The following is a 21,970-nucleotide window of genomic DNA, read 5'->3' on the forward strand; positions in this document are numbered from 1 at the left end:
AGGCAACCCCGATGAGCCAGGCAACCCGGACGAGCCAGGCAAGCCAGACACTCCGGACAACCCCGACAAGCCAGGTACCTCGAGCATCCCGAACCTCAGCAGCCTGTGGCCGCTCATCCCGCTGGTGATTATCCCGCCGGCATTGGCCCACTTCTTTAAGCTTCCGCACCTTCCGGAGCTGCCGACGAAGCCGGCCAAGCCAGTTGAGCCGCTGAAGCCTGAGGAGCCGAAGGCACAAGAGGCACCGAGCGAGGAAGCACAGCCGACGTCCGAGCAGACCCAGAGTGCTCAGCCGAGCCAGGGCAGCGAGCCAAGCGCGACCACGAGCACCCCGGCCTCTTCCAAGAGCACCTCGTCTGGCAAGCTTGCCAACACCGGTGCTAACGTCCTGGGCCTCATTGGTGTGGCGCTGGCACTCATCGCTGGTGCAGCTCTGATTCTGCGTCCTAGCCGCCGCAAGGACTCCTAAACGCTAGGTGTCCGCAGGGGCCCTTCCGGCCCCACGGCAGTGGTTGAGTAGACCACGAGTAAACGCCCGAGCAATAGCTCGGGCGTTTCTTTTTGCTCAATTGCACTGCGGCAGTCGAAAAGCATTTTCGAAATTCGGGGTCATATCGAGTTAGGTCTGTCTGCTTTCGGCGTGAAGCACCACTCGACCCGAGGTGAGCAAGATTGGGGAGCTCGCTGTCCAGCTCAACGACTCTCTTAGTGCTGCCGTGGGTTCTGCCGCGATCGTCGGCAGCTGGGGCGCCATCGTGGTCGAACGCGCTGGTGCGTGCGAAGACCGCTTAGAGGTTTCGCCACAGCTTGATCTCATCGTGCAGTTCTGGCCAACATTTCGTGGAGTTTCTGAGAAGAGGTTCTTATGCGTGTCTCCCTTCGCGCTCACCGGGAGAGCTTGTGGTTGCTGTTTGAGGCTCACGGTGAGCGCGAAGGGCGATTAAGGGAGAACGGAGGGCGGGTAGCTGAGCGCGAGGGGCGGGTGGCTGAGCGCGCAGCGCGGCTTTTGTGGTCTGGTAGGGGAGGCACCCCGGGTTACACAAGCAAGAAAAGGCCCCGGCCACCGCACTCGCTGTGAGTTCGTGGTGGCCGGGGCCTTGCTCGGCGCTGGGCTGTGTGCCAGCGCCTTCGGCTTTAAGCGCCTTTAGACGTCGAAGGCTTCCTCGAGCAGGTTCTTCTGCTCAATCTGGTGGACCTTCGCGTTGCCGGTGGCAGTCGAGGACTGCGAGCGGCGGGAGACGCGGACCAGCTCCGGCATATCCGGGATGAGCTCACGCAGGTGCTCGTTGTAGAACGGCCACGGGCCCTGGTTGGCCGGCTCGTCCTGTACGAAGCGAATCTGCGTTGCGTTCGGGTAAGCCTCGAAAGCCTCACGCAGGCGATTGAACGGAATCGGGTGGAGCATCTCCACGCGCACGATGGCGATGTCATCGCGGCCATCGGTTTCCTTCTTCTTGGCCAGCTCCCAGTAGAGCTTGCCGGAAACCAGCATGATGGTCTTGACCTTGTCAGTATCGCCGACCTTCTTGCCGTTGATGTCTACGAAGTTCGGGTCGTTGATAACGGACTGGAACTTCTTGACCTCAGTGAAGTCCTCCACGGAGGAGGTTGCGGCCTTGTTGCGCAGCATGGACTTCGGGGTGAAGACCACCAGCGGGCGCTTCATCTCACCAAGAGCCTGGCGGCGCAGCAGGTGGAAGTGGTTAGCCGGGGTGGAAGGCTGAGCCACGGTCATGGAGCCCTCAGCGCACAGCTGCAGGAAGCGCTCAATGCGGGCGGAGGAGTGGTCCGGACCCTGGCCCTCGTAGCCGTGCGGCAGCAGAAGGATCAAGCTGGAGAGCTGGCCCCACTTGGCCTCACCGGAGGAGACATACTCATCGATGATGGTCTGCGCACCGTTGGCGAAGTCGCCGAACTGTGCCTCCCAGGCCACCACGGCATCCGGGTTACCCACGGTGTAGCCGTACTCATAGCCCATGCCGGCGTATTCGGTCAGGGCCGAGTTGTAGACCATGAACTTACCGCCATTGCCCTTGGACGAAGCCAGCTGAGCAATCGGGTTGTGCTCCTCACCCGTGCGCGGGTCGAAGGCCACCGCGTGGCGCTGGGTGAAGGTACCGCGGCGAGAATCCTCACCGGCCAGGCGCACGACCTTGCCGGAGTTAGCCAGGGAACCGAAGGCGATGAGCTCGCCCCAGCCCCAGTCGATGCCTCCCTCGCGCGAGGACTTCTGGCGCTCCTTGGCCACCTTGGCCACGCGCTTGTGGTACTCGAAGCCCTCCGGCGGGTTGCCGTAGGCATCACCAATCTCGGCGATCTCCTCAGCGGTAATGGAAGTGTCCAGACCGCGGGTCAGCTCCTGGGAGGAGGTGATACCAGTCTGCTCCTTCGGGCCAGCCTCTTGTGCCTTCTTGTGGTCAGCGAAGACGGACTCCATCTGGTCGTGGAAGTCACGCGCAGCTGCCTCTGCCTCTTCATCGGAGAGGTCACCGCGGCCGATGAGTTCCTCGGTGTAGCGCTCACGGACGGACTTGTGGTCATCGATGATGTCGTAGAGACGTGGCTGGGTCATGGACGGGTCATCGGCCTCGTTGTGGCCGCGCAGGCGGTAGCAAACGAGGTCAATGAAGACGTCCTTGCCAAAGCGGCGGCGGTACTCGGTGGCCAGCTTGCCCACCCAGACAACAGCCTCCGGGTTGTCGCCATTGACGTGGAAGACCGGGCAATCGAAGCCCTTGGCCAGGTCGGTGGCGTAGTGCGTGGAGCGACCGGAATCCGGGGTGGTGGTGAAACCAACCTGGTTGTTAACCACCACGTGGACGGTACCGCCGGTGGTGTAGCCGCGCAGCTGGGAAAGGTTGATGGTCTCCTGGACCACGCCCAGGCCGGTGAAGGATGCATCGCCGTGGAGCATGATCGGCACAACAGTGTGGCCCTCAGCACCCTTGTCCAGGATGTCCTGCTTGGCGCGTGCGATACCTTCCATGACCGGGTCGACGGCCTCGAGGTGAGACGGGTTAGCAGCCAGGGTGACCTTGATGTCCCCGTCACCGAACATCTGCAGGTGCTCGCCCTCTGCGCCCAGGTGGTACTTCACGTCACCGGAGCCGCCCATTTGGCCGCCCTTGTAGTTGCCGTCGAACTCACCGAAGATATCTGCCAGTGGCTTGCCCACGATGTTGAAAAGGACGTTGAGGCGGCCGCGGTGCGGCATGCCGATAACAACTTCGTCGAGGTCCTGGCCTGCTGCGGTGTCCACGATGGAATCCAGCAGGGCAATGAGGGACTCAGCGCCCTCCAAGGAGAAGCGCTTCTGGCCCACGTACTTGGTCTGCAGGAAGTTCTCAAAGGCCTCAGCGGCGTTGACCTTCTGCAGGATGTACTTCTGCTCAGAGTTAGTCGGCTTCGGCATGCCGGCCTCAATCTGCTCCTGCAGCCAGCCGCGCTCATCGCGGTCCAGGATGTGGGCGTACTCGGAGCCAACCTTGAGGGTGTAGGCGGAGCGCAGGCGGGTAACCACCTCGCGCAGCGTCATGGTCTCCTTGCCACCGAAACCGCCAACGTTGAAGGTGCGGTCCAGATCCCAGATGGTCAGGCCGTGGGTAGCCAGGTCGAGGTCGCGGTGATCCGGCCAGGGCAGGCCCGGCTGCTTCCAACCCAGCGGGTTGATGTCCGCGAGAAGGTGGCCACGGGAGCGGTAGGCCTCGATGTACTGCATGACGCGGGTGTTCTTGTCGACGCCCGTGTTCGGCACGTCGGCAGCCCAACGGAAGGGCTGGTAGGGAACTCCCATGGACTCGAAGAGCTCGTCCCAGAAGGCATCATCCAGGATGAGCTGGCCCACGGTACGCAGGAACTCACCGGACTCCGCGCCTTGAATAACGCGGTGGTCATAGGTGGAGGTCAGGGTAACCAGGCGGCCGACGCCGAGGTCTGCCAAGCGGTCGGCGGAGGTGCCAGCAAACTCTGCCGGGTAATCCATGGATCCCACACCGATGATGGAGCCGGAGCCCTTGGTCAGGCGGGCGATGGAGTGGCGGGTACCGATGCCACCCGGGTTGGTCAGGTTGATGGTGACGCCGGAGAAATCATCCATCGTCAGCTTGTTCTTGCGGGAGCGGTCAACGATGTCCTGGTAGGCATCGATGAACTCGGAGAAGGTCTTGTTCTCCGCTTCCTTGATGGCAGCGACGACGAGGGCGCGGGAGCCATCCTTCTGTGGAAGGTCAATAGCCAGGCCGAGGTTGATGTGCTCCGGCTGAACCACGGTGGGCTTGCCGTCCTGGATTTCGTAGCGCACGTTCATATCCGGGTGGATCTGAACGGCCTTCACCAGCGCGTAGCCCAGGATGTGGGTGAAGGAGATCTTGCCGCCGCGGGTGCGCTTGAGGTGATCGTTGATCATCGCGCGGTTTTCCCACATGAGCTTGACCGGGATGTCACGCACGGTGGTAGCGGTGGGGATCTCCAGGGACTCGTCCATGTTCTTGGCAATGGCCTTGAACATGCCCTTGAGTACGCGGGAGCCCGGCTCCGGTGCCTCCTTGATGCGGTCCAGCGGGGACTCGGACTTCTTCTCCGTCTTTTTCGCGTCCTTCTTGGATGCGGCGGAAGCCTTGGAATCGCTCGGTGCCTTAGCGCCTGGAACAGCGGAAGACTTCTCCTCAGCCTGGGTCTTCTTCGGCGCAGCCTGTGCCGCGTCCTTCTTCTTGGTGGGGGTGCTGGATTGAGCGTTCGCAGCCTTGGGCTGTGCGGCCGACTTCGGTGCTCCGTTGGCCTCAAAGTACTCGCGCCACTCCTTGTCTACGGAGTTCGGGTCCTTGGAGTACTGCTGAAACTGTTCGTCAATCAGCCACGCATTCGGGCCATAGATGCTCGAGTTGCTCACGGCAGATGCTCGCCTCTTTCTGTGCTTCTAAGTTTGTCTTTATTCGACTCTAGTAGGCCAATCCACGGGTGCGAAAGGCACCCCGAAAAGTGTCTCTCCTTATGATACGGCCCTTGTAAGTTTGCTCACTAACCTGAGCGGGTTTCGCCCCTTTTATTCCCCCTGCAGGGGGGAGAGTTGGGTGCCCGCATGGTTGATTACTTGGCGGCCCAATTTACGGTTGGCGGTTGTTCCCAGCACCGCGCCTACACCCATCGGCAGCAGTTTGGATACCCATGCCCACTTGAGCTTCTTGGTGGCCTGCTTCATGAAGAGCTTGGTCAGGCGGCCGTTGAGACCGCTGAGGGTAGGGCCGGAAAAACGCGAGAGGGTAGCAGCGGAGGTGACGCCCGACAGGGAGGTTGCATCACCCACAAAGGTATCGACCAACGCGCTGCCTTGGGAGCCGGTGAGCACCACCAAGACCAGCGCGCGGCGGCGCTCCTTATCCCGGATGTTGTCACCGCGCAGGTGCGCGGAGGCGAGAATGTACCAGGCGGCGGCTTCAAGGAAGACCAGGGATTCCGCGCCGATAGTGGCTGCGCCGGTGACCAGGCCGATGCCAGGGATAGCCGCGGAGGCGCCCGCGGCAGCACCGGTACCGGTGATGATGTTCATGAAATGCTTGTCGATGAGCTCTTGCAGCTCCGCAGGGCTGGCGTCGGGGTTGCGCTTCTTTAGGCCCTCGACATAGTTGATGATGACGGAGGACTGGACGGAGACGACTTTGTCGATGGCCGCCAGGAATCCCTTGGTGATGCGGTTGGCCTCATCCACCTCCAAGGTTCCCACAGCCTCTGCGGAGCTGGCCTGATCGACCGATGCATCCCGGCGACTAATGTCCTTGCCCTCTTTCTCCTTGTTAAAGACCTTGTCCAACATTGTCTCACCTAACTTTTTAACTAAATCTGATTGTGAATCTGAACTGTATGTTTACCACCGTATCGAAAAAGCTTTATCCAGCGCGCTAGCAGGGTGGCGCACTAGGGTATGAGGCATGAGCGAGTTTGAGCCTTTCCCTCCGCGTGAGGTCAGCGCGGCTGCGGCGCGCTTGCTTGCAGATTCCCTCCACGCCCGTGCCCTCGCAGCACAGGAGGCGGCACGCACCGCGCTTGCCGACGATCTCACGGTGCTCACCACCGGTGGCTGGGTACGAGGTTGCATCGAGGAAGAGTTACGCACGGACCGCCCGCTCAGCGCTCCTGTCCGCTCGTGGCGCGGTATCCCTTTTGGCGCAGATACCTCGGGCGCCAACCGTTTCATGGAGCCGCGGCCTGCCCCGGCGTGGGAAGGAATCCGGGATTGCCGTGAGTTCGGGCACGTGGCCCCGCAGCCGGTGTACTCCTGGACCGACCGCATCGAGGGTGCAGAGGATTGCTTGACCCTTGATGTCGTCCGGCCGCACGATACGGGTTCACCCGATACACCGTCGGGTTCTAAGGCAGGGGAGAAGTTGCCCGTCGTAGTGTATTTGCATGGCGGCAGTTTCATTGTGGGTTCCTCCCACATGCTGATGCTGCGCGGCTTCGAGTTCGCAGCCCAGATGGACGTTGTTTATGTTTCGGTGAATTTCCGCTTAGGTGCCTTGGGCTACCTCGACGTCCGCAGTCTTGGCGGTGAGGCCTGTGCCAACCCGGCTGTGGCGGATCAAGTCTTAGCGCTGGAATGGGTACGCGAAAATATCGCGGCCTTCGGCGGGGACCCAGAAAACGTGACTCTCATGGGTGAATCCGCCGGCGGCGCGGCCGTCCTCACTCTCATGGCGGTGCCGCGTGCAGAAGGGCTTTTTCACCGCGCGATTGCGCAGTCGCCGCCGATCGGCATGATTCATTCACGAGCGCAGTCAGTGTTTTGGGCCCGCGAGCTGGTTCACAAGATGGCCTTGCCGCGCGATACCACCGCCGATGATCTGCGCCGCGAGGACTTCGCGGACCTCGTGCGCTCTGGCCAGTCCATGATGTGGCGCGCGGGCGAGTTGCTGTACCTGAACTCCTGCTATGCGCCGACTGTCGACAGCGACCTCATCCCGCAACATCCCATCGAAGCCTTTGAGGACGGCAACCAACACCCGGTGCCGCTGCTGGTGGGAACCAACTCCGGTGAGGCCAGCTTTGGAAAATTCCTCTTCCAACGCCAGAGCGCCCGAGAGCGAGCGGCCCTCCGACTTCTTGCTTCCTTTGATCCGGAGAGCGCACCGGATGTCATCGCGGCCTACGGCGGTGCCGTCTCCCGCCGCGATTTCGGGGATCTGCTGACCGACGCCCTCTTTTGGGCTCCTACTGTCCGCGTGGCCTCCGACCACGCACGGCGTTATCCGACGTGGATGTACCGCTTCGACTTCGCGCCAGCGGCGCTGCGCTGGTTAGGCTTGGGTGCGATGCATTCGATGGAGCTATCCAACATCTTTGGCGATCCAGGGGCGTCGAGAGTGTCCTTCCTAAACAGCATTGCTAAGCCTTCCGAAATGGAGGACGTGACCGAGACCATGCAGGCGCAGTGGGGCGAGTTCATTCGGGGCGGAGCGCCTCTAGACAACTGGCCGCAATACCGCGCGCCGCAGCGCTCGACCATGGTTTTTGATGTGGAGCCGCGCGTGGAGGAGGCGCCGATGGAGGGGCGTCGCCAAGCATGGGAGGCCTATGACATGTTGGAGTGGGGTACTGGGCGCCCGGAGATTCTGAAGGAACTGGGATTCCTGCTCGATGAGGAGAGCTATTGACGGAGATCGCAGGTAAGATGTGTGGGGCCTTGGCAGCAGCCCGGGTGAGACTCCCACATGGACGGATGTTAACCACATGAGCTTTTTTGAAGATATCGCCTCTGCGCTGGACGGGGAGGGCATTGAGTCCCGCGTCAACGACGATGTGATGTTCGTGCCCATCACCTCCGATTTGGAAATCCAGTTTGTGGAAATTGACCCCATCCTGCCGGCGGCCAACGTCTACATTGCCGCGGCCGATGTGGATGAAGATGATGAAGACTTCGAGGCCGTTTTGGTGTCCGTGGCGTTTTCTGTGGACGATGCGGTTGAGGCCGTATCCCGCCACATTGCCACGGACCAGGTGGTGACGGTGCTGCGTGACCTGCTGGAGGGCACTGACGAGCGCATCGCCGAGCTGGAGTTTCTCCAGGATGAGTTCAACCCGAACCTAGTCGTGGCGGAAGTTGCCAACGACTCGGAGCTGCGCGTGCTCGTGGAAACCATCGACGGTGTCCCGAGCGCGATCGTGCGTTTCCTCTCCTTCGACTTCGATGAGGAAGAGCTCGACGAACTGGAGGATGAGGCGATCAGCAAGCTCTGGGAAATCGATACTCCGGAGGACATGAGTGAGGAAGAGCGCGTTGCCATCTTCGGCGATGCAGACGACGAAGACGGCGGGCTAGCCCCCATCATTGAGGTCCCGGCTGAGGCACTCGAACTGGGTACCTACACCGACTTCGACCGCCTCTTCGATGTGCTCAGCTTGGTCTCCGATCAAGCCTTAGATTGGGAAGCACAGCTAGTGAGCATCGATGACGATGACTTCGACGAGCCTGAGGTTTATGACATCTTCGGCGCCGATGATGAGGACGATGACGTTCTCTTCGAAGACGATGATGACGAAGACGATGATTACGACGAGGACGGAGCAGAGGACGCCGATAGCGACGGTGACTCCGAGGACTAAAAGCTCCCAGGGTAGGGTAGGTGCGTACTTTTCCCTACGTTAATGAGGAGCAACCAAAACACATGCCGGACAAGAAGGCATCGTGGAGCCAACGCCTGTGTGTTGGCTCCGCCCTAGTGTGTGCGGCTCTGGCTTGGGTCCTGTCGCTGAATTCGAACTACGGTAGCGGGGACTATGTTTTTGGCTCCGTCCTCTCCATCAGTGTGTGGTGCCTGACACTGCTCGGCGCCGTTCTTTTCCTTGCCGCACAGTGGCGTTCTTTAGGTCATCACGCATTGCTCAACCCGTTGCTGGCGGTGATAGTGAACCTTGTGCTGTCCTCGTTGATTTTTAACGTGAGCGTTCCCTTGTACTTGGACATGATGGGCACGGCATTCGTGGCAATTGTCTACGGACCCGTCTTGGGAATGGGCACGGCGCTTTTGACTGCGTGCTTGGCCAGCATCAACAACCCGCTGCTTTTGGTGTACCTACCGGTGGCCCTGGTGGTGGCCTACCTATTTGGTTGGCTGGCGCGCCGTGGTGCCTTTAAGCGCATGATGGTCATGATGCTCGCCGGCGCTGGTGTGGGAGTAGTTGCTGGGCTGTTGACCACGATGTGTACCTTGCTCTTGCCCGGTGAGTATGGACAAAGCGGACCCATCAAGCTCATGGCCCTGTGGGAGCTAATTTTGCATGACGGACGCCTGGCAGTTCTCTTGCAGAGTCTGAGCTCCGACGTGATTGATAAAACGTTCACGGTCCTCGTAGTCTGCGTAGCTATTCGCTTAGCGCCGCAGCCCATCCTCCGTCTTTATGACTATCCGGAGACGCGCCCATCCCGAGACCGCGTCTTAACGGAGGACAGGTTCACGCTTTCCCTCGATGAGGAACCACCCCGCAACCTCCTGGGCCGGATACAGCGCTACTTCTAAAAGCTCTCAGAGCTCTCGTAGCTGCGTGGCTCCACCCACTCGGGCCACACCCGCATTGGACAGGAGCCAAGAGAGTATTAGGCGGCTTGGCTGAAGCCTTCGAAGAGGGAAAGCGGTGAATGCACCGGGGTGTAGGTGCTATCTACCAGCCACACAAACGTCGCCGCACTGCTGCTGGAAATCTCATGAACTGCGGAGACAAGCTCTTCTGGGACCAGTGCCCGCACCCAGGCTTCCGCTAGCGAGGGAGTAACGGGACGTCCAGTCGGATCGGTGATGCGTACGGTAATGAGATAAGAAGGCACGCGCTTTTCGCCATAACCCAGCACGCGGGCCTTGGCCCGCTCGCCCACGCGGTGGCGCGACACAGTAAAAGTCAGCGGTAGCGATTCGCCGCCTTCTATGGCCACTGGTGGCAGAACCTTCGATGGTGGCCGCCACTGCGGAGTGGGCCGCGCGAGTGAGCGAGGATGGCGGATGATGCTCTCCATGGAGCGAAGAGTTTCATGGTGGTGGTAGAGGATCTCCGTGGTCAGCTCACCGGGGCTGAGCGTGGACGGGGACTGAACGGACTGGGGAATGCTGCTGTAATTCTTCATGGCGCACACACTAGATGCCTGTGCGGACATTCCACGTCAAAGTGTCGAACTATTGTTCGACGATTTGACGTCGTGGGCTAGAGTGAGTGGCGATATGAAAAATACTGCAGAACCGCAGGTAAAAATCCCGCGGGAAATTTGGGTCATGGTCACCGCCGGGTTCATCATCGCCTTGGGGTACGGGCTCATTGCACCGCTGCTGCCGCAGTTCATCGTCAGCTTCGACGTCTCAATGGCTGCGGCTGGTCTCGTAGTCTCCGTCTTTTCTGCTAGCCGCCTTGTCTTCGCCCCGGCCGCTGGCTTCCTCATTGACCGCGTGGGCACGCGCCGCGTTTATGTGACGGGTTTGTTCACCGTGGCGCTCACCACCGGCTTGGTAGGGATGGCGCAGGAATACTGGCAGATCGTCGCCTTGCGGGCTATCGCGGGCATTGGTTCGACGATGTTTACTGTCGCGGCAATGGGCCTCATCGTGCGCCTGGCACCGCCCAGCATCCGCGGGCGCTGTTCGGCAACCTATGCCACGTCTTTCCTTCTTGGCAACGTGATTGGCCCGCTCGTGGGCGCGAGCCTCTCTTTCTTAGGATTCCGCTGGCCTTTCTTTATCTATGGCGTTGGCGTCGCCATCGCCGCACTCGTTGTGTGGATCCTTATGCCCTCGGTCAATGAGGCCGATGAACGTCGGCGTCACCTTACGCCCATGCGCTTGGAGGAAGCCTGGGCGGATACTGCTTACCGGGCGGTACTGACGTCGAACTTTGCCCAAGGCTGGATCAACATGGGCGTGCGCGTGGCTGTCCTCCCTCTGTTCGCAGCCGCCATTTTTGCCAACGGCGCCTCGACGTCGGGCGTCGCTCTGGCGGCCTTCGCCGCCGGCAACGCCATTGTTCTGCAGTTCTCCGGATCATGGTCCGACCGGGTTGGGCGCCGCCCGCTCATCATTGCAGGATTGGTGGGCTCCGCATTGTTCGTTGGCACGCTGGGCTTGGCGACGAACATCGTATCCCTCCTCATCCTCTCCGCCCTGTCCGGTGCGGCATCGGGCCTCATCGCTCCGTCGCAGCAAGCAGCCGTGGCGGACATCGTCGGCTCGCAGCGCTCGGGCGGACAGGTGCTGTCGACGTTCCAGATGGCGGGTGACTTCGGGCAGATTTTAGGCCCGATTTTCATCGGGCTGCTGGCGGATAGGTACGGATTTGAGACCGCTTTCGGCTTCTGCGCAGTGGTGGCCGCGGCCGGCATTGTGGCGTGGGCATTCGGCCGCGACACCTTGGGGGAGCGGAAGATCATTCTGCGTGGGTTGCGCCGCCGCTACCACCCGCGGCGATAGAGAGCAGAATAGTCCGACTGCGAATTGCTAGCGGAGTTGTGCTGACGGAGTTTTGGGGCGGCTTTAACGCTACTTAGCGCGTGTGGCGCGCTTTCTTGCTGCATGCAGCCCATCGTGGGGTGGTGCCAGTCTTGAAGCTGCGTTCCCTAAAACGCGTAAACCCATACACGGAAGTTTCGGAACCGGTATCTGGGCGGTTCCAGTGCTTTTGGCTACGCTCGCTCGCGGCTCCCATAACCGACCTCCATTTTTCTGCACCAAGGCAACAAAGATTAATTACTTCTTAATCTGCTAAGAAAAGATTAATTTATGGTGGTTACGGCGTCAACTTCCTGGTTTAACTCAATGTGAGGTTTAAGCCACAGTGCGCCCGGCTGCATAAAGCTGCTTGGGCATGTCACGGCGGAGGCTCCATTCGAACTGGATCGGCTTCTCACCGCTGTGCGTGACGTAATCGACGTTTCCTAGGAAGGTATATGCCGAAGCCGTATCCACCTTGTTCTTCTTATTAAAACGGGTTGCGATGATGATGTTGCCGTTGAGCTCATGATGGTGGATGTAGCGCCGTGCCATCGCGGACTTGAGCGACGTGGTGGATTGGGATTCCCAGTGCAAACGATCCGGCGCCAGTGGGTAGTCGCGGTAGTTCGTGGAAGCACTGACACTCTCGTCTTTTTGAAAGGTGACCAGGAAGAGGTCGGTGTTTGATGCATCGAAGCGCCGTACACCTTCGCGCGGCAGATTTGCCAATTTGCGCAACGGGCCATCGTCCAAAGCTCCGACGAGCTCGGCAAGACTGTAGTCGGCGTGAGTTTCCAAGACGCTGTTCGTTGACTTTTCTGGAATGACGCGGGAGCGGTCGAGCGTGAGCTGCATGACCTGAGTTACCTCAGCGACGAAGGAAGGGCATGAGCGGATGATTCCGAGGGCCTCGTCCAAGGATTCCGGTACCGGCGTATTTGAGTTCGCCCACAGCGCCAGCACGAGCATGGTGGCGTACCGAACCTGCTCGGGAGTCATGTCCTTTTGGGTGGGCCCATCCGGAGAAACCAGGAGACTGTAGGCCGCTACGCGGTTGGGATCGTTGATGTGTAACAGCACCCGGATTCGGCTGAGTAGAAACTCTTCGTGCTCGCTCGCAGGGACGGAGGGCAGAAGCTTCTCATCGCGCAGCAGCGTGGTCCACGTAATTCCCTTGCGGCGGTAGATGTCTTCTAGCGGAACTCCGGAGCTGTTAGTGAAACTGGCGAGGTCCGTTGTGCCGTAATCAGAAATAAGTGCTCGTATTTTCTTAATGGAGTTACGGGCTAAGCGCTTGATGTTCTTGAGAACGCGCTCGGTCGTTACACGGTCCAAGGTGATGTTGGAGCCTGGCGGGGCGGTAGGAAATCCTTGCTCTACCTCCTTGGCCAAGTTCTTTCCGCGAGCAGGAGTTAGAGCTTTGAAGCGCTCTTCGAAATCGAATTCTTCGTGCTGTACACCCAAGAAATCAAAGACAGTGCAGGCATTCTTTCCCTCATGGAGACGCAGCCCGCGGCCAAGTTGTTGGACAAAGAGCACAGGGCTTTGCGTTGGGCGCAGAAGCAGCAGCGTGTTGATCGATGGAATGTCGACGCCTTCGTTGAAAATATCGACGGCGAAGATGATCTTAATAGTGCCTTCGCGAAGCTGTTCAATGGCGCGGCGACGCTCATCAAGGCTGAGCTTGCTGCTGACCGCCAGAGCTGGGATGCCGAAAAGATTGAATTGCTCCGCCATGTATTCGGCATGGGCGATGGATACGCAAAATCCGAGGGCCTTCATGTCGGAGAGATCGAAGATGCGGCGGTTGAGCTCGTTGATGATGAACCGAGTGCGCTTTTCACCGGTCTTGATGTAAAACTCGCTCAGCTCCGAAACCTGGTAATCCTTCTTCCCGCGGTTCCAGGTCAAGCTCGTCAGGTCAGTATCATCGTCGACTCCGTAGTAGTGCAACGGGGCGAGAAGCTGGAGACGCAATGCATCCCAGAGGCGGAGTTCATGGGCCACGCGGTAGTCGAAGTACTTTTGTACGTTCTCGCCATCGCCGCGCTCTGGTGTGGCGGTTAGCCCCAAGAGCTCGCGCGGTTGCAGGTAGTCAAGTACTGCGCGGTAGGTCGGGGCCTCAGCGTGGTGAAACTCGTCAATGACGACGACTTCAAAATGGTCCGGTGCAATGTTTGACAGGCGCTTGCTATGCAGAGACTGGATGCTCGCAAAGACATGGTCCCACTGGCCGGGCTGCGTGTCGCCGACGAGGAGCTCGCCAAAACCTGCGGTGCTAAGCACCTCGCGATAGGTCCGCTGGGCCTGGGTAAGAATCTCGCGCCGGTGCGCAATGAACAGCAATCGTGGCCTGCGCCCCAGCTTCTCGCATAGGCGGCGGTAGTCCAGTGCTGCCACAACAGTCTTGCCTGTACCAGTAGCGGCAATGAGGAGATTGCGATGACGATCGTGAACTTCGCGCTCGGAATCTAAAGCTTCGAGCATCTCCTCCTGGTAGGGATAGGGCTCAACGCGAAGGCCTGAGAGTTCGAGCTTTTCACCGGGCTTTGCTTCAAGAAATCTGGCGCTGCCGAGGGCCTCCTTGAGGCGCTCGAAGTCTTGGTCCGGGTCAAATGCTTTGAAATGAGTGTCGTACCAATAGCTGTCGAAGGTCTTGATGAACTTTTCGATTATCTCCGGCGTGGAGGAACGAGAGCCCCGGACGTTCCATTCCCAACCGTCAACAAGCGCTGATCGCGAGAGGTTTGAGCTACCGATGAAGGCGGTGTCGAATCCGGACTGACGGCGGAAAAGCCAGGCTTTGGCATGTAACCGTGTGGTCTTGCTTTCGTAGCAGATCCGGACTTCAGCGCCGTAGTCTTCCACGAGGCGGCGCACGGCGGCGGCTTCGGTCGCCCCGCAGTACGTCGAAGTGATGACGCGCAGCGGGATCTGGTGATCCCTGAGGTATTCCAATTCATCGCTGATGACCGCGATGCCTGAAGTCTTGATGAAAGCGCACAATAGGTCGACGGAGTCGGCCGTTCGGATCTCGCGGGCAATCTCGACTGACATGTTGGTGTCGTCCACGCTGTTGGTGAACAAGGCGCTGGAGTTGAGCGAGACTTCCGGGAGTTTCGGGGCCTCTTCGAGCTCTGATCTATAGATGGCGTAAAGCAGTTCCTCGGCGGAGATGGACTCATCCACCCCGAGGTGTTGCGCGAGCCCATTGATGAGGGCCACACGCTCTTCGGGCTTTGATAACTCTGTGAGCTTGCGCTCGAGGGCCTTGGCAAAATGCTGGGACACTGCCGCGGCGAACCGGGGGTTGACATCCTTCTTGGAACCGGAGGCGATGCCGGTTGCTGCCGTGGGTAGAGCTCGTTTGGTTTCCTCGATTCGCTCCTGGATACGAGCAGTGACTGGGGTTTCGTAGATGCCAAACGGCAGGATGGATTCGGAACTCATAGGCGCGAAGAAAGCAGTTTGACGGCGGGGATATCGGCAGGGGCCCAGTCGAGTTCCCGGGCCTCAGTAGGGGTGACCCAACGGGTGGCATCGTGATCACTAAGAACGAGTTCCCCGGAATCCTTAGTGCACAAGAACGTAGTGAGTTCGATGGTGGCGAAGTCGTACTCGTACACAGTCGTGGTGACCTTGTCACCCACGGTTGCGATGACGGACAGCTCTTCCTCGATTTCGCGCGCGAGAGCCTCCTTAGGTGTCTCGCCTTCTTCAATCTTGCCGCCTGGAAATTCCCACATGCCGGCTAGTGATTTTCCTGGAGCTTTGCGGCAGGCCAGGAATCGATTGCCGTCTACGAAGACGGCTCCGACAACACGAATCGGTGAACTCATGGGCACTAGTATGCCGGCTGGCCCGCGCCTTATCTAGGAATTCGCTCCTGTGGTAGCAGAAAAGTGCGCTGTCACAATGTCATCAATCAACCGCGCGGCCAGCTTGGCGGTGTGGCTGTCGGTGTCGAAGGTGGGGTTGAGCTCGACGACGTCGACAAGCGCGAGGCGTCCCGTGGCGGCGATGCTCAGCGCCAGTGCCCGGATGGTGTTTACTGGCACGCCGAGGCCAGCGGGGGCGGAGACACCCGGTGCCTGGTCGGCGGGGAGGACATCCAAGTCGATGGAGAGGTGGATGGGCTTGGTGCCGGAGCAGATGCTGTCGATGGTTGTGCGCAGCTGGGAGCGATCCATGCTGAGCAAATCCTCGTCGAGGACGACGGTGACGCCGAGGGCGGAGGCTTCGTGGAAAAGCACGGGCGTGTTGTTGGGGCGGGAGATTCCCAGGACGGAATAGTCGAAGTCCTCCCGGCCCACCAGCTCAGAAATTTGTTTAAACGGGGTGCCGGAGGTAGGCACGTCCGCGGTGCGGAGATCGAAGTGCGCGTCCAGGTTGATGATCTGCAGAGGCCCCTGGGCGCGGAAAGCACCGCGGTGGGAGCCGAAGGCGGTCTCGTGTCCACCGCCGAGGATGATAGGCAGGTGCCCGGCGCGTGAGAGTGATTCCACCGCATCGGAGAGGCGCTCGTGGGCGGCCTCCAGGTCGGTGGCTTGGGTGGTGATCGTGCCGGCGTCGTACAGCGGATGCGGATGGTGCAGCGCCAGGGAACCCAAGGCGCCGCGCAGGGCAGCCGGGCCCGCAGCCGCGCCGGGGCGGCCATGATTGCGCTCAACGCCCTCGTCGGAGGCAAAGCCCAGGAGTGCCACGCCGGGGCGTTCCTGGGGGTTCGCTAGGTCGAGGGGACGAACTACGCTGTGCCACCGCGCATGCTCGGGGCCTGGGCCATCGGAGCGGCCGGACCACTCGGGGGCAGGGGAGTAGGCGGGGGCATCAACGGTGTTCATGGTTATCCTTTCGCGTCTGTTCTTTGTTCGGCTGTATTTTGCAGGGCTGCTTCCTGTGGGGTGCTCGCGGCGGCGCTGCGGCGGCCGGTGAGGTAGAAGATGGCGGTCATAAGGAGGATGAAGATAACGCCCGTGGCGAGTGCCGGGCGGTATTGCTCCTGCCACACCATGATGCCAAAAGTGAAGATGATGAAGGCGATGGAGAAGTATTGGCCCCAGGGCCAGAAGGGGACGGTGTATTCCAGGCTGGCGCGTTCCTCGGTGGGCATCTGGCGGCGGGAAGCCACGTGGGCCAAGAGGATCATCAGCCACACGTAGATGGTGGCAAACGTGGCCAGGGAGGCGATGACCTCAAAGACGTTATCCGGGATGAGCGCGTTGAGTCCGGTGCCGATAATCATGACGATAAGCAGGATGATCATGGTCATGACCGGCACCCCGCGGGTCTTTTTGGCCATGACCTTTGGCGCGAGGTTCTGGCGTGCTAGGCCGGTGAGAACGTTGCCGGCACCGAAGAGATCCGCATTGATGGCAGAAACCGCCGCGGTGATGACAACGACGTTGAGTGCGGCGGCAGCCCAGGTGACGCCAAGGGTGGAGAAGATTTGGACGAAGGGGCTTTCCTCACCGGTGATGCTGCGCCAGGGGTTGATCATGAGGATGACTAGGATGGCCAGGACGTAGAACAGCAGGATGCGCACCGGGATGGTGTTGACGGCTTTGGGCACGGACTTGGCGGGATCTTCTGCCTCCGCACTGGCGACGCCGACGATCTCCGTGCCGCCGAAGGCGAAGAGAACGAGGATGAAGGAGGCGACCATGCCGGAGACGCCGTTGGGGAAGAAGCCGCCATCGTTGACGAGGTTGGCCGGGCCGGTGGTCTCCGCGGTGGAGAGGCCGAAGACTAAGACAGCCACGCCACCTAGGATCATCGCGATGACCGCGCCGACCTTGACGATGGTGAAGGCGAATTCCAGCTCGCCGAAAGCCTTGACGGTGGCGAGGTTGGCGCCGCCGACGAGAAGCAGTGTGGCGGCGACCCACACCCACTTGGGTGAGCCGGGGAACCAGAATTGCATGTAGACGCCGATAGCGGTGAGGTCGGCGAGGGCCACGATGACCATCTCGAAGGCGAACATCCAGCCGGTGATGTAGCCGGCCCAGGGGCCTAAGAAGGTGCGGGCGTATTCGGCGAAGGAGCCGGTAACGGGGTGGTGCACGGACATCTCACCGAGTGCGCGCAGGAGGAAATAAACCACGGCGCCGCCGAGGAGATAGACCAAGAGGACCGAGGGGCCGGCGGCTTGGATGGCGCCGGCAGAACCGTAGAACAGGCCGGTGCCGATAGCTGAGCCTAAGGCGATGAAGTGCAGGTGCCGGTGTTTCAAGCCGGCGCGCTTGGTGGTGGTTTCTGCCACGGGGATGCGTCCTCCTCTGTCCCCCTGTGCGGGCGCTAGTTGGTTCTAGCACCGCGAATGTGGGGAGTGGTTGGTGCGAGTGGGTCTGGGAGCTACTTTCCTCTAGTTGAGACGCGGGGTCAATTTTGTGGTGGGTAGCTTGATCCGGCGCTATGGTGGACGCCTCATTTCGTGCGTGGGGGTGACGTGCGTGACATTTGTGTGGGGTGCCGCTAGTATGTGGGAGACCTGCGTGTGTGCTTGGCGCGTTCCTTTAAAGGGCGCGTGCGTGGCCGTGCTAATGACGTGTCGTTTCCACCACCGTGAGGTAGAACATGAACTCTGAAGACGCAATCGTTGACGCCTTCTACGAGAACGAGGATGACGTGCCCTCCAAGAAGGGCATCTGGCGCCTCTTTGTCTACAGCGCTATCGGCGCTTTCGTATTCTTCTTTCCCATTAGTTATGACGGGAAGAAATCCATCCCGCTTGACCACGTGGTCACCATCATCCGCACCTATGCCGAAGTCTTGGTGCCCTGGTTCATCCTGGCGCTAGCGCTCTATGGCACGGTGCGCAGTATCGTGAATAAAAACTGGCAGGAAAGCCCGCTGCAAGCGGTCTTTACCGCGCTCAACGTGGTGGGCCTGGTGGTCTCCTTCTTGATGGTCATCGGAAAGCTTCCAGGGGTACTCGGCAACGAGGACATCGTGCCCTTCCTGTGGAATTCGGTTGCGACACCCGTCGGCCTCATCGTACCCATCGGCGGCGCATTCCTAGCTCTGCTCATCAGCTACGGCTTTCTGGAATTCGTGGGCGTATTTATGCAGCCCATCATGCGCCCGCTCTGGCGCACACCGGGGCGCTCCGCCATCGACGCGGTAGCCTCCTTCGTGGGCTCCTACTCTTTGGGAATCCTCATTACTGACCGTGTGTACCAGCGCGGCGGCTACACCGCGCGTGAGGCCTCCATCATCGCAACGGGCTTCTCGACGGTCTCGGCAGCGTTCATGGTCATCGTGGCCAAGCAGCTGGACTTGATGGATATGTGGGGCGTGTACTTCGCAGTATCCCTTGTGGTGACCTTCCTGGTCACGGCGATTACCGTGTGGATTCCGCCGCTGAGTAGGATTCCTAATGACTACGTAGATGGTGTAAAGCCGGACCCGGAAAAGCCGGTAAAGGGCAATTTCTTTAAGGCCGCCTGGCGGGAAGCGCTGCTGGCGCTGGACCGCGCGCCGTCTTTAGGCGCTGCCATTTGGGAGAACCTGCGCGATGGCGTACGCATGGCGTCGGCGATTGTGCCCTCCATCATGTCCGTGGGCCTGATTGGTTTGCTGCTGGCAAACTTCACCCCTCTCTTCGACTGGCTGGGGTACCTGTTCTACCCGTTCGCCTGGATTGTTCAATTACCGGAACCGGAACTGGCGGGTAAGGCCGCGGCCATGGGCATTGCGGAGATGTTCCTGCCGGCGACGGCTGTGGCGGGCTCAGAAAGCATGGTGCTCAAGTTCGTCATCGGCGTGGTGGCTATCTCCGCCATTATCTTCTTCTCCGCGCTGGTGCCGTGCATCTTGGCCACCAAGATTCCGATCAAGCTGTGGCAGATCGTGGTCATCTGGTTCGAGCGCGTGGTGCTGACCATCATCATTGCGACGCCGATTGCCTTCCTGGTGACTTAGCTGGGGCTTGTACGAGGGCTCATTAGAATGTGGGCCCATGAGTACCTCCCGAGTCCCGGCGGCGCGCAATGCACTGGAGATCCTCCGGCTGCTGTCTACCATCGACGTGCCGATTTCCGCCGCGCGCATCCGCAGTGAGCTGGACCTGCCGCGCTCAACTACTTACCACCTGCTCAAGGAGATGGTGGACGCGGGGTTCGTGGTACACCTGCCGGAGAACCAAACCTACGGGTTGGGGCTTGCTGCCTACTCGATGGCCGCGGCCTATGCCACGCAGCAGCCCTTGGTGCGGGCGACCCAGGGGCACCTCGAGCGGATTGCCAGCAGTGTTGGGGGATCGGGGCACTTATCGCGTTTGGCGGGCTCGGAGATTCTCTACCTCAACGAGGTGCGCGCGCCGGGGGCGCTGTCACTGGTGACGGAGAAGGGCGTGCGGCTGCAGGCACAGCGGACGGCCTCTGGGCGGGCCATGTTGGCATTGCTTCCAGAAGCAGAGTGGCGTGCAGCATTTGTCCCGGGGTCCTTAGGTTTTGGGGAGTACAAGGAAATCTTGCGCCAGGTACGCGAACGCGGTTGGGCCGAAGAGGTCGAGGTGGTGGCGCGCGGGCAGGCGTCGGTAGGCGTGGCGGTGGTTGACCACGTGGGCAGGCCAGCAGCGGCACTCGCGGTGACTTTTCCCGTGGGCGCAGCTGATGCCACTGATGCCGCGCAGCAACTGCACGCGGCTGCGCAGCAGGTGGCCGAGAGGATGTACGGGCGCCGCTAACAGGTAGTGCCCGAGGTATTGGCGCGCCGGGCAGCCTGTTGTACTATGAGCGCAACGCGTAAGGCTGTCGCGCGTATCACTATTTTTCTATTCTTGTGAAAACGAGTACGTGTTTTCACGTGCCTTCTTCCCTTCCACGTGGGTGGTGGGACGTGGGTAACGCAGCGACGTTAAAGGAGCCTTACATGTCTAATTCTTATCCTTCCACCGTGACCGTGGGTATCGGGGCGCTGAGTATCGAAGAAGTCGTGGCCGTGGCACGCTACGGCGCGAAGGTGGAGATTTCCCAGGATGCGATTGAGGAAATCGCCTCGACCCGCGAGCGCGTCGAGGAACTAGCCCAGGATCCGACCCCGGTCTACGGTATTTCCACCGGCTTCGGTGCGCTGGCGCGGCGCCACATTCCGGAGGAGATGCGCGCGCAACTGCAGCTCTCACTCGTGCGCTCGCATGCGGCGGGAACGGGCCCGGAAGTTGAGCAAGAGGTCATCCGTGCGCTGATGTTGCTGCGCTTGTCCACCCTGTGCACTGGACGTACCGGCGTGCGTCCGGTGGTGGCGGAAACTTATGCCGCGGTGCTCAACGCCAATATCCATCCGGTGGTCCGCGAATACGGCTCCCTGGGCTGCTCCGGTGACTTGGCGCCGCTGGCACACTGTGCGCTGGCGCTGCTGGGTGAGGGTGAGGTGCGCGTCGATGGCGGCCAGGTCACCCCGGCCGCCGAGGCGCTGTCGGCTGCGGGCATTGAACCGCTCAAGCTGCGGGAGAAGGAAGGCTTAGCACTCATTAACGGCACCGACGGCATGCTGGGGCAGCTCTGCCTGGCTATCACTGACCTGCGCGAGCTTGCCAAGACCGCTGACATCGCCACCGCGATGACGGTGGAAGGCCTGCTGGGTACGCTCGTGGTCTTCGCCGATGACCTGCAGCAGCTGCGCCCGCACCCGGGCCAGGCAGATGCCGCGGCCAATATCCTGCAGGTCGCAGAGGGCTCGGAGATTCTCGCGGCCGCCCTCGAGGAATTCAAGAAGAAGCAGGTACAGGACGCCTACTCCGTGCGCTGTGCCCCGCAGGTGGCCGGTGGTTTCCGCGATACCGTGGCGCACACAGCAACGGTTGCTGAGCGCGAGCTGGCCGCGGCCGTCGACAACCCGGTGGTGGCCAAGGATGGACGCGTGGTCTCCAACGGCAACTTCCACGGCGCGCCGGTGGCCTATGCGCTGGACTTCTTGGCCATCGTCGTGGCTGACCTGGCCTCTATTTCGGAGCGCCGCACCGACCGCTTCCTCGACGTCGCCCGTAACCGCGGCCTTAACGCCTTCCTTGCGGATGACCCGGGCGTGGACTCCGGCCACATGATTGCGCAGTATGCGCAGGCGGGCATCGTCTCTGAGCTCAAGCGCTTGGCCAACCCGTCTTCGGCGGACTCCATTCCGTCTTCGGCCATGCAGGAAGACCACGTGTCCATGGGCTGGTCGGGTGCCCGCAAGCTGCGCAAGGCCGTAGACGGTCTGCAGCGCGTCCTCGCCATTGAAATCCTCACTGCCGCCCGCGCCATCGATATGCGCGAGGGCCAGCCCGCCAAGGGTACCGGCGCGGTCATCGATGCTCTGCGCCAGACCGTCCAAGGTCCGGGCACCGACCGCTATCTGTCCCCGGAGATCGAAGAGACCGTGCGCCTGGTCAAGGAAGGTGCGCTGGTGGCTGCGGTAGAGGGGGCTGTCGGCACGTTGCGCTAACTCCACCCCCAGCCCCATGGCGTATGCCATGGGGCTTTTTCATGCGCCCTTGATTTCAAAAGTGCAGACCTGGAAGTGCAGACCTG

Annotated in this window: 15 protein-coding genes; 8 read left to right on the forward strand and 7 right to left on the reverse strand. The window is 60.8% G+C overall.

What is annotated here, in order from left to right; genetic code table 11:
• Positions 1-469, forward strand: a 469-nt coding sequence (locus HMPREF2896_RS07230) for an LPXTG cell wall anchor domain-containing protein (protein ID WP_168165689.1), incomplete at its 5' end; no start/stop codon positions are given.
• Between the two features lie 675 nt (positions 470-1,144).
• Here HMPREF2896_RS07230 and HMPREF2896_RS07240 read toward each other — a convergent pair.
• Positions 1,145-4,888 (reverse strand): multifunctional oxoglutarate decarboxylase/oxoglutarate dehydrogenase thiamine pyrophosphate-binding subunit/dihydrolipoyllysine-residue succinyltransferase subunit, encoded by a 3,744-nt coding sequence (locus HMPREF2896_RS07240; RefSeq protein WP_070710947.1) that lies wholly within the window; start codon positions 4,886-4,888, stop codon positions 1,145-1,147.
• A gap of 153 nt (positions 4,889-5,041) precedes the next feature.
• Entirely contained in the window at positions 5,042-5,809 is a 768-nt protein-coding gene (locus HMPREF2896_RS07245; RefSeq protein ID WP_070718763.1) for a hypothetical protein, read from the reverse strand.
• A 115-nt stretch (positions 5,810-5,924) separates the two neighbouring features.
• Between HMPREF2896_RS07245 and HMPREF2896_RS07250 the strand changes: the two genes are divergently transcribed.
• From HMPREF2896_RS07250 to HMPREF2896_RS07260, 3 genes are all read left to right on the forward strand, one after another.
• Positions 5,925-7,646: a carboxylesterase/lipase family protein gene (locus HMPREF2896_RS07250; RefSeq protein ID WP_070718765.1), complete on the forward strand. Its 1,722-nt coding sequence runs from the start codon at positions 5,925-5,927 to the stop codon at positions 7,644-7,646.
• A gap of 76 nt (positions 7,647-7,722) precedes the next feature.
• Complete coding sequence (locus HMPREF2896_RS07255; RefSeq protein WP_070718768.1) at positions 7,723-8,595, forward strand: DNA primase; 873 nt, start codon at positions 7,723-7,725, stop codon at positions 8,593-8,595.
• A 62-nt stretch (positions 8,596-8,657) separates the two neighbouring features.
• Positions 8,658-9,509, forward strand: a complete 852-nt coding sequence (locus HMPREF2896_RS07260; RefSeq protein WP_070718770.1) for a hypothetical protein — start codon at positions 8,658-8,660, stop codon at positions 9,507-9,509.
• Between the two features lie 77 nt (positions 9,510-9,586).
• Here HMPREF2896_RS07260 and HMPREF2896_RS13085 read toward each other — a convergent pair whose 3' ends face one another.
• On the reverse strand, positions 9,587-10,108 hold the full coding sequence (locus tag HMPREF2896_RS13085; protein ID WP_236659285.1) for a hypothetical protein: 522 nt from the start codon (positions 10,106-10,108) through the stop codon (positions 9,587-9,589).
• A gap of 94 nt (positions 10,109-10,202) precedes the next feature.
• Here HMPREF2896_RS13085 and HMPREF2896_RS07270 point away from each other — a divergent pair, with 94 nt between their 5' ends.
• Entirely contained in the window at positions 10,203-11,438 is a 1,236-nt protein-coding gene (locus HMPREF2896_RS07270; protein ID WP_070718773.1) for an MFS transporter, read from the forward strand.
• A gap of 354 nt (positions 11,439-11,792) precedes the next feature.
• On the opposite strand, the gene HMPREF2896_RS07275 is transcribed toward HMPREF2896_RS07270, so the two are convergent.
• From HMPREF2896_RS07275 to HMPREF2896_RS07290, 4 genes are read right to left on the reverse strand one after another with little or no spacing between them, the layout of a single operon-like run.
• The gene (locus tag HMPREF2896_RS07275; RefSeq protein ID WP_070718779.1) at positions 11,793-14,909 is read right to left on the reverse strand and encodes a DUF3427 domain-containing protein; all 3,117 of its coding nucleotides are present in this window, start codon (positions 14,907-14,909) and stop codon (positions 11,793-11,795) included.
• Positions 14,906-15,298 (reverse strand): (deoxy)nucleoside triphosphate pyrophosphohydrolase, encoded by a 393-nt coding sequence (locus HMPREF2896_RS07280; RefSeq protein ID WP_070718785.1) that lies wholly within the window; start codon positions 15,296-15,298, stop codon positions 14,906-14,908. Before HMPREF2896_RS07280 ends, HMPREF2896_RS07275 begins: the two co-directional genes overlap by 4 nt.
• A gap of 33 nt (positions 15,299-15,331) precedes the next feature.
• Entirely contained in the window at positions 15,332-16,300 is a 969-nt protein-coding gene (gene hutG / locus HMPREF2896_RS07285; protein WP_070718788.1) for a formimidoylglutamase, read from the reverse strand.
• Positions 16,301-16,302: 2 nt separating this feature from the next.
• Positions 16,303-17,718: an amino acid permease gene (locus HMPREF2896_RS07290; RefSeq protein WP_070718789.1), complete on the reverse strand. Its 1,416-nt coding sequence runs from the start codon at positions 17,716-17,718 to the stop codon at positions 16,303-16,305.
• 314 nt (positions 17,719-18,032) lie between these two features.
• Here HMPREF2896_RS07290 and HMPREF2896_RS07295 point away from each other — a divergent pair, with 314 nt between their 5' ends.
• The 3 genes from HMPREF2896_RS07295 (at position 18,033) to hutH (ending at position 21,884) form a co-directional block, all read left to right on the forward strand.
• On the forward strand, positions 18,033-19,379 hold the full coding sequence (locus HMPREF2896_RS07295; protein ID WP_070644752.1) for a YjiH family protein: 1,347 nt from the start codon (positions 18,033-18,035) through the stop codon (positions 19,377-19,379).
• Positions 19,380-19,416: 37 nt separating this feature from the next.
• Positions 19,417-20,145 carry an IclR family transcriptional regulator gene (locus HMPREF2896_RS07300; RefSeq protein ID WP_070443682.1) on the forward strand — a complete coding sequence of 243 codons (729 nt, stop codon included), beginning with the start codon at positions 19,417-19,419 and terminating at the stop codon, positions 20,143-20,145.
• 185 nt (positions 20,146-20,330) lie between these two features.
• Complete coding sequence (gene hutH / locus HMPREF2896_RS07305) at positions 20,331-21,884, forward strand: histidine ammonia-lyase (protein WP_070710956.1); 1,554 nt, start codon at positions 20,331-20,333, stop codon at positions 21,882-21,884.
• Positions 21,885-21,970 lie beyond the last annotated feature (86 nt).

This window comes from Corynebacterium sp. HMSC069E04 (assembly GCF_001813175.1).
GTDB classification, from domain to species: Bacteria; Actinomycetota; Actinomycetes; order Mycobacteriales; family Mycobacteriaceae; genus Corynebacterium; species Corynebacterium aurimucosum.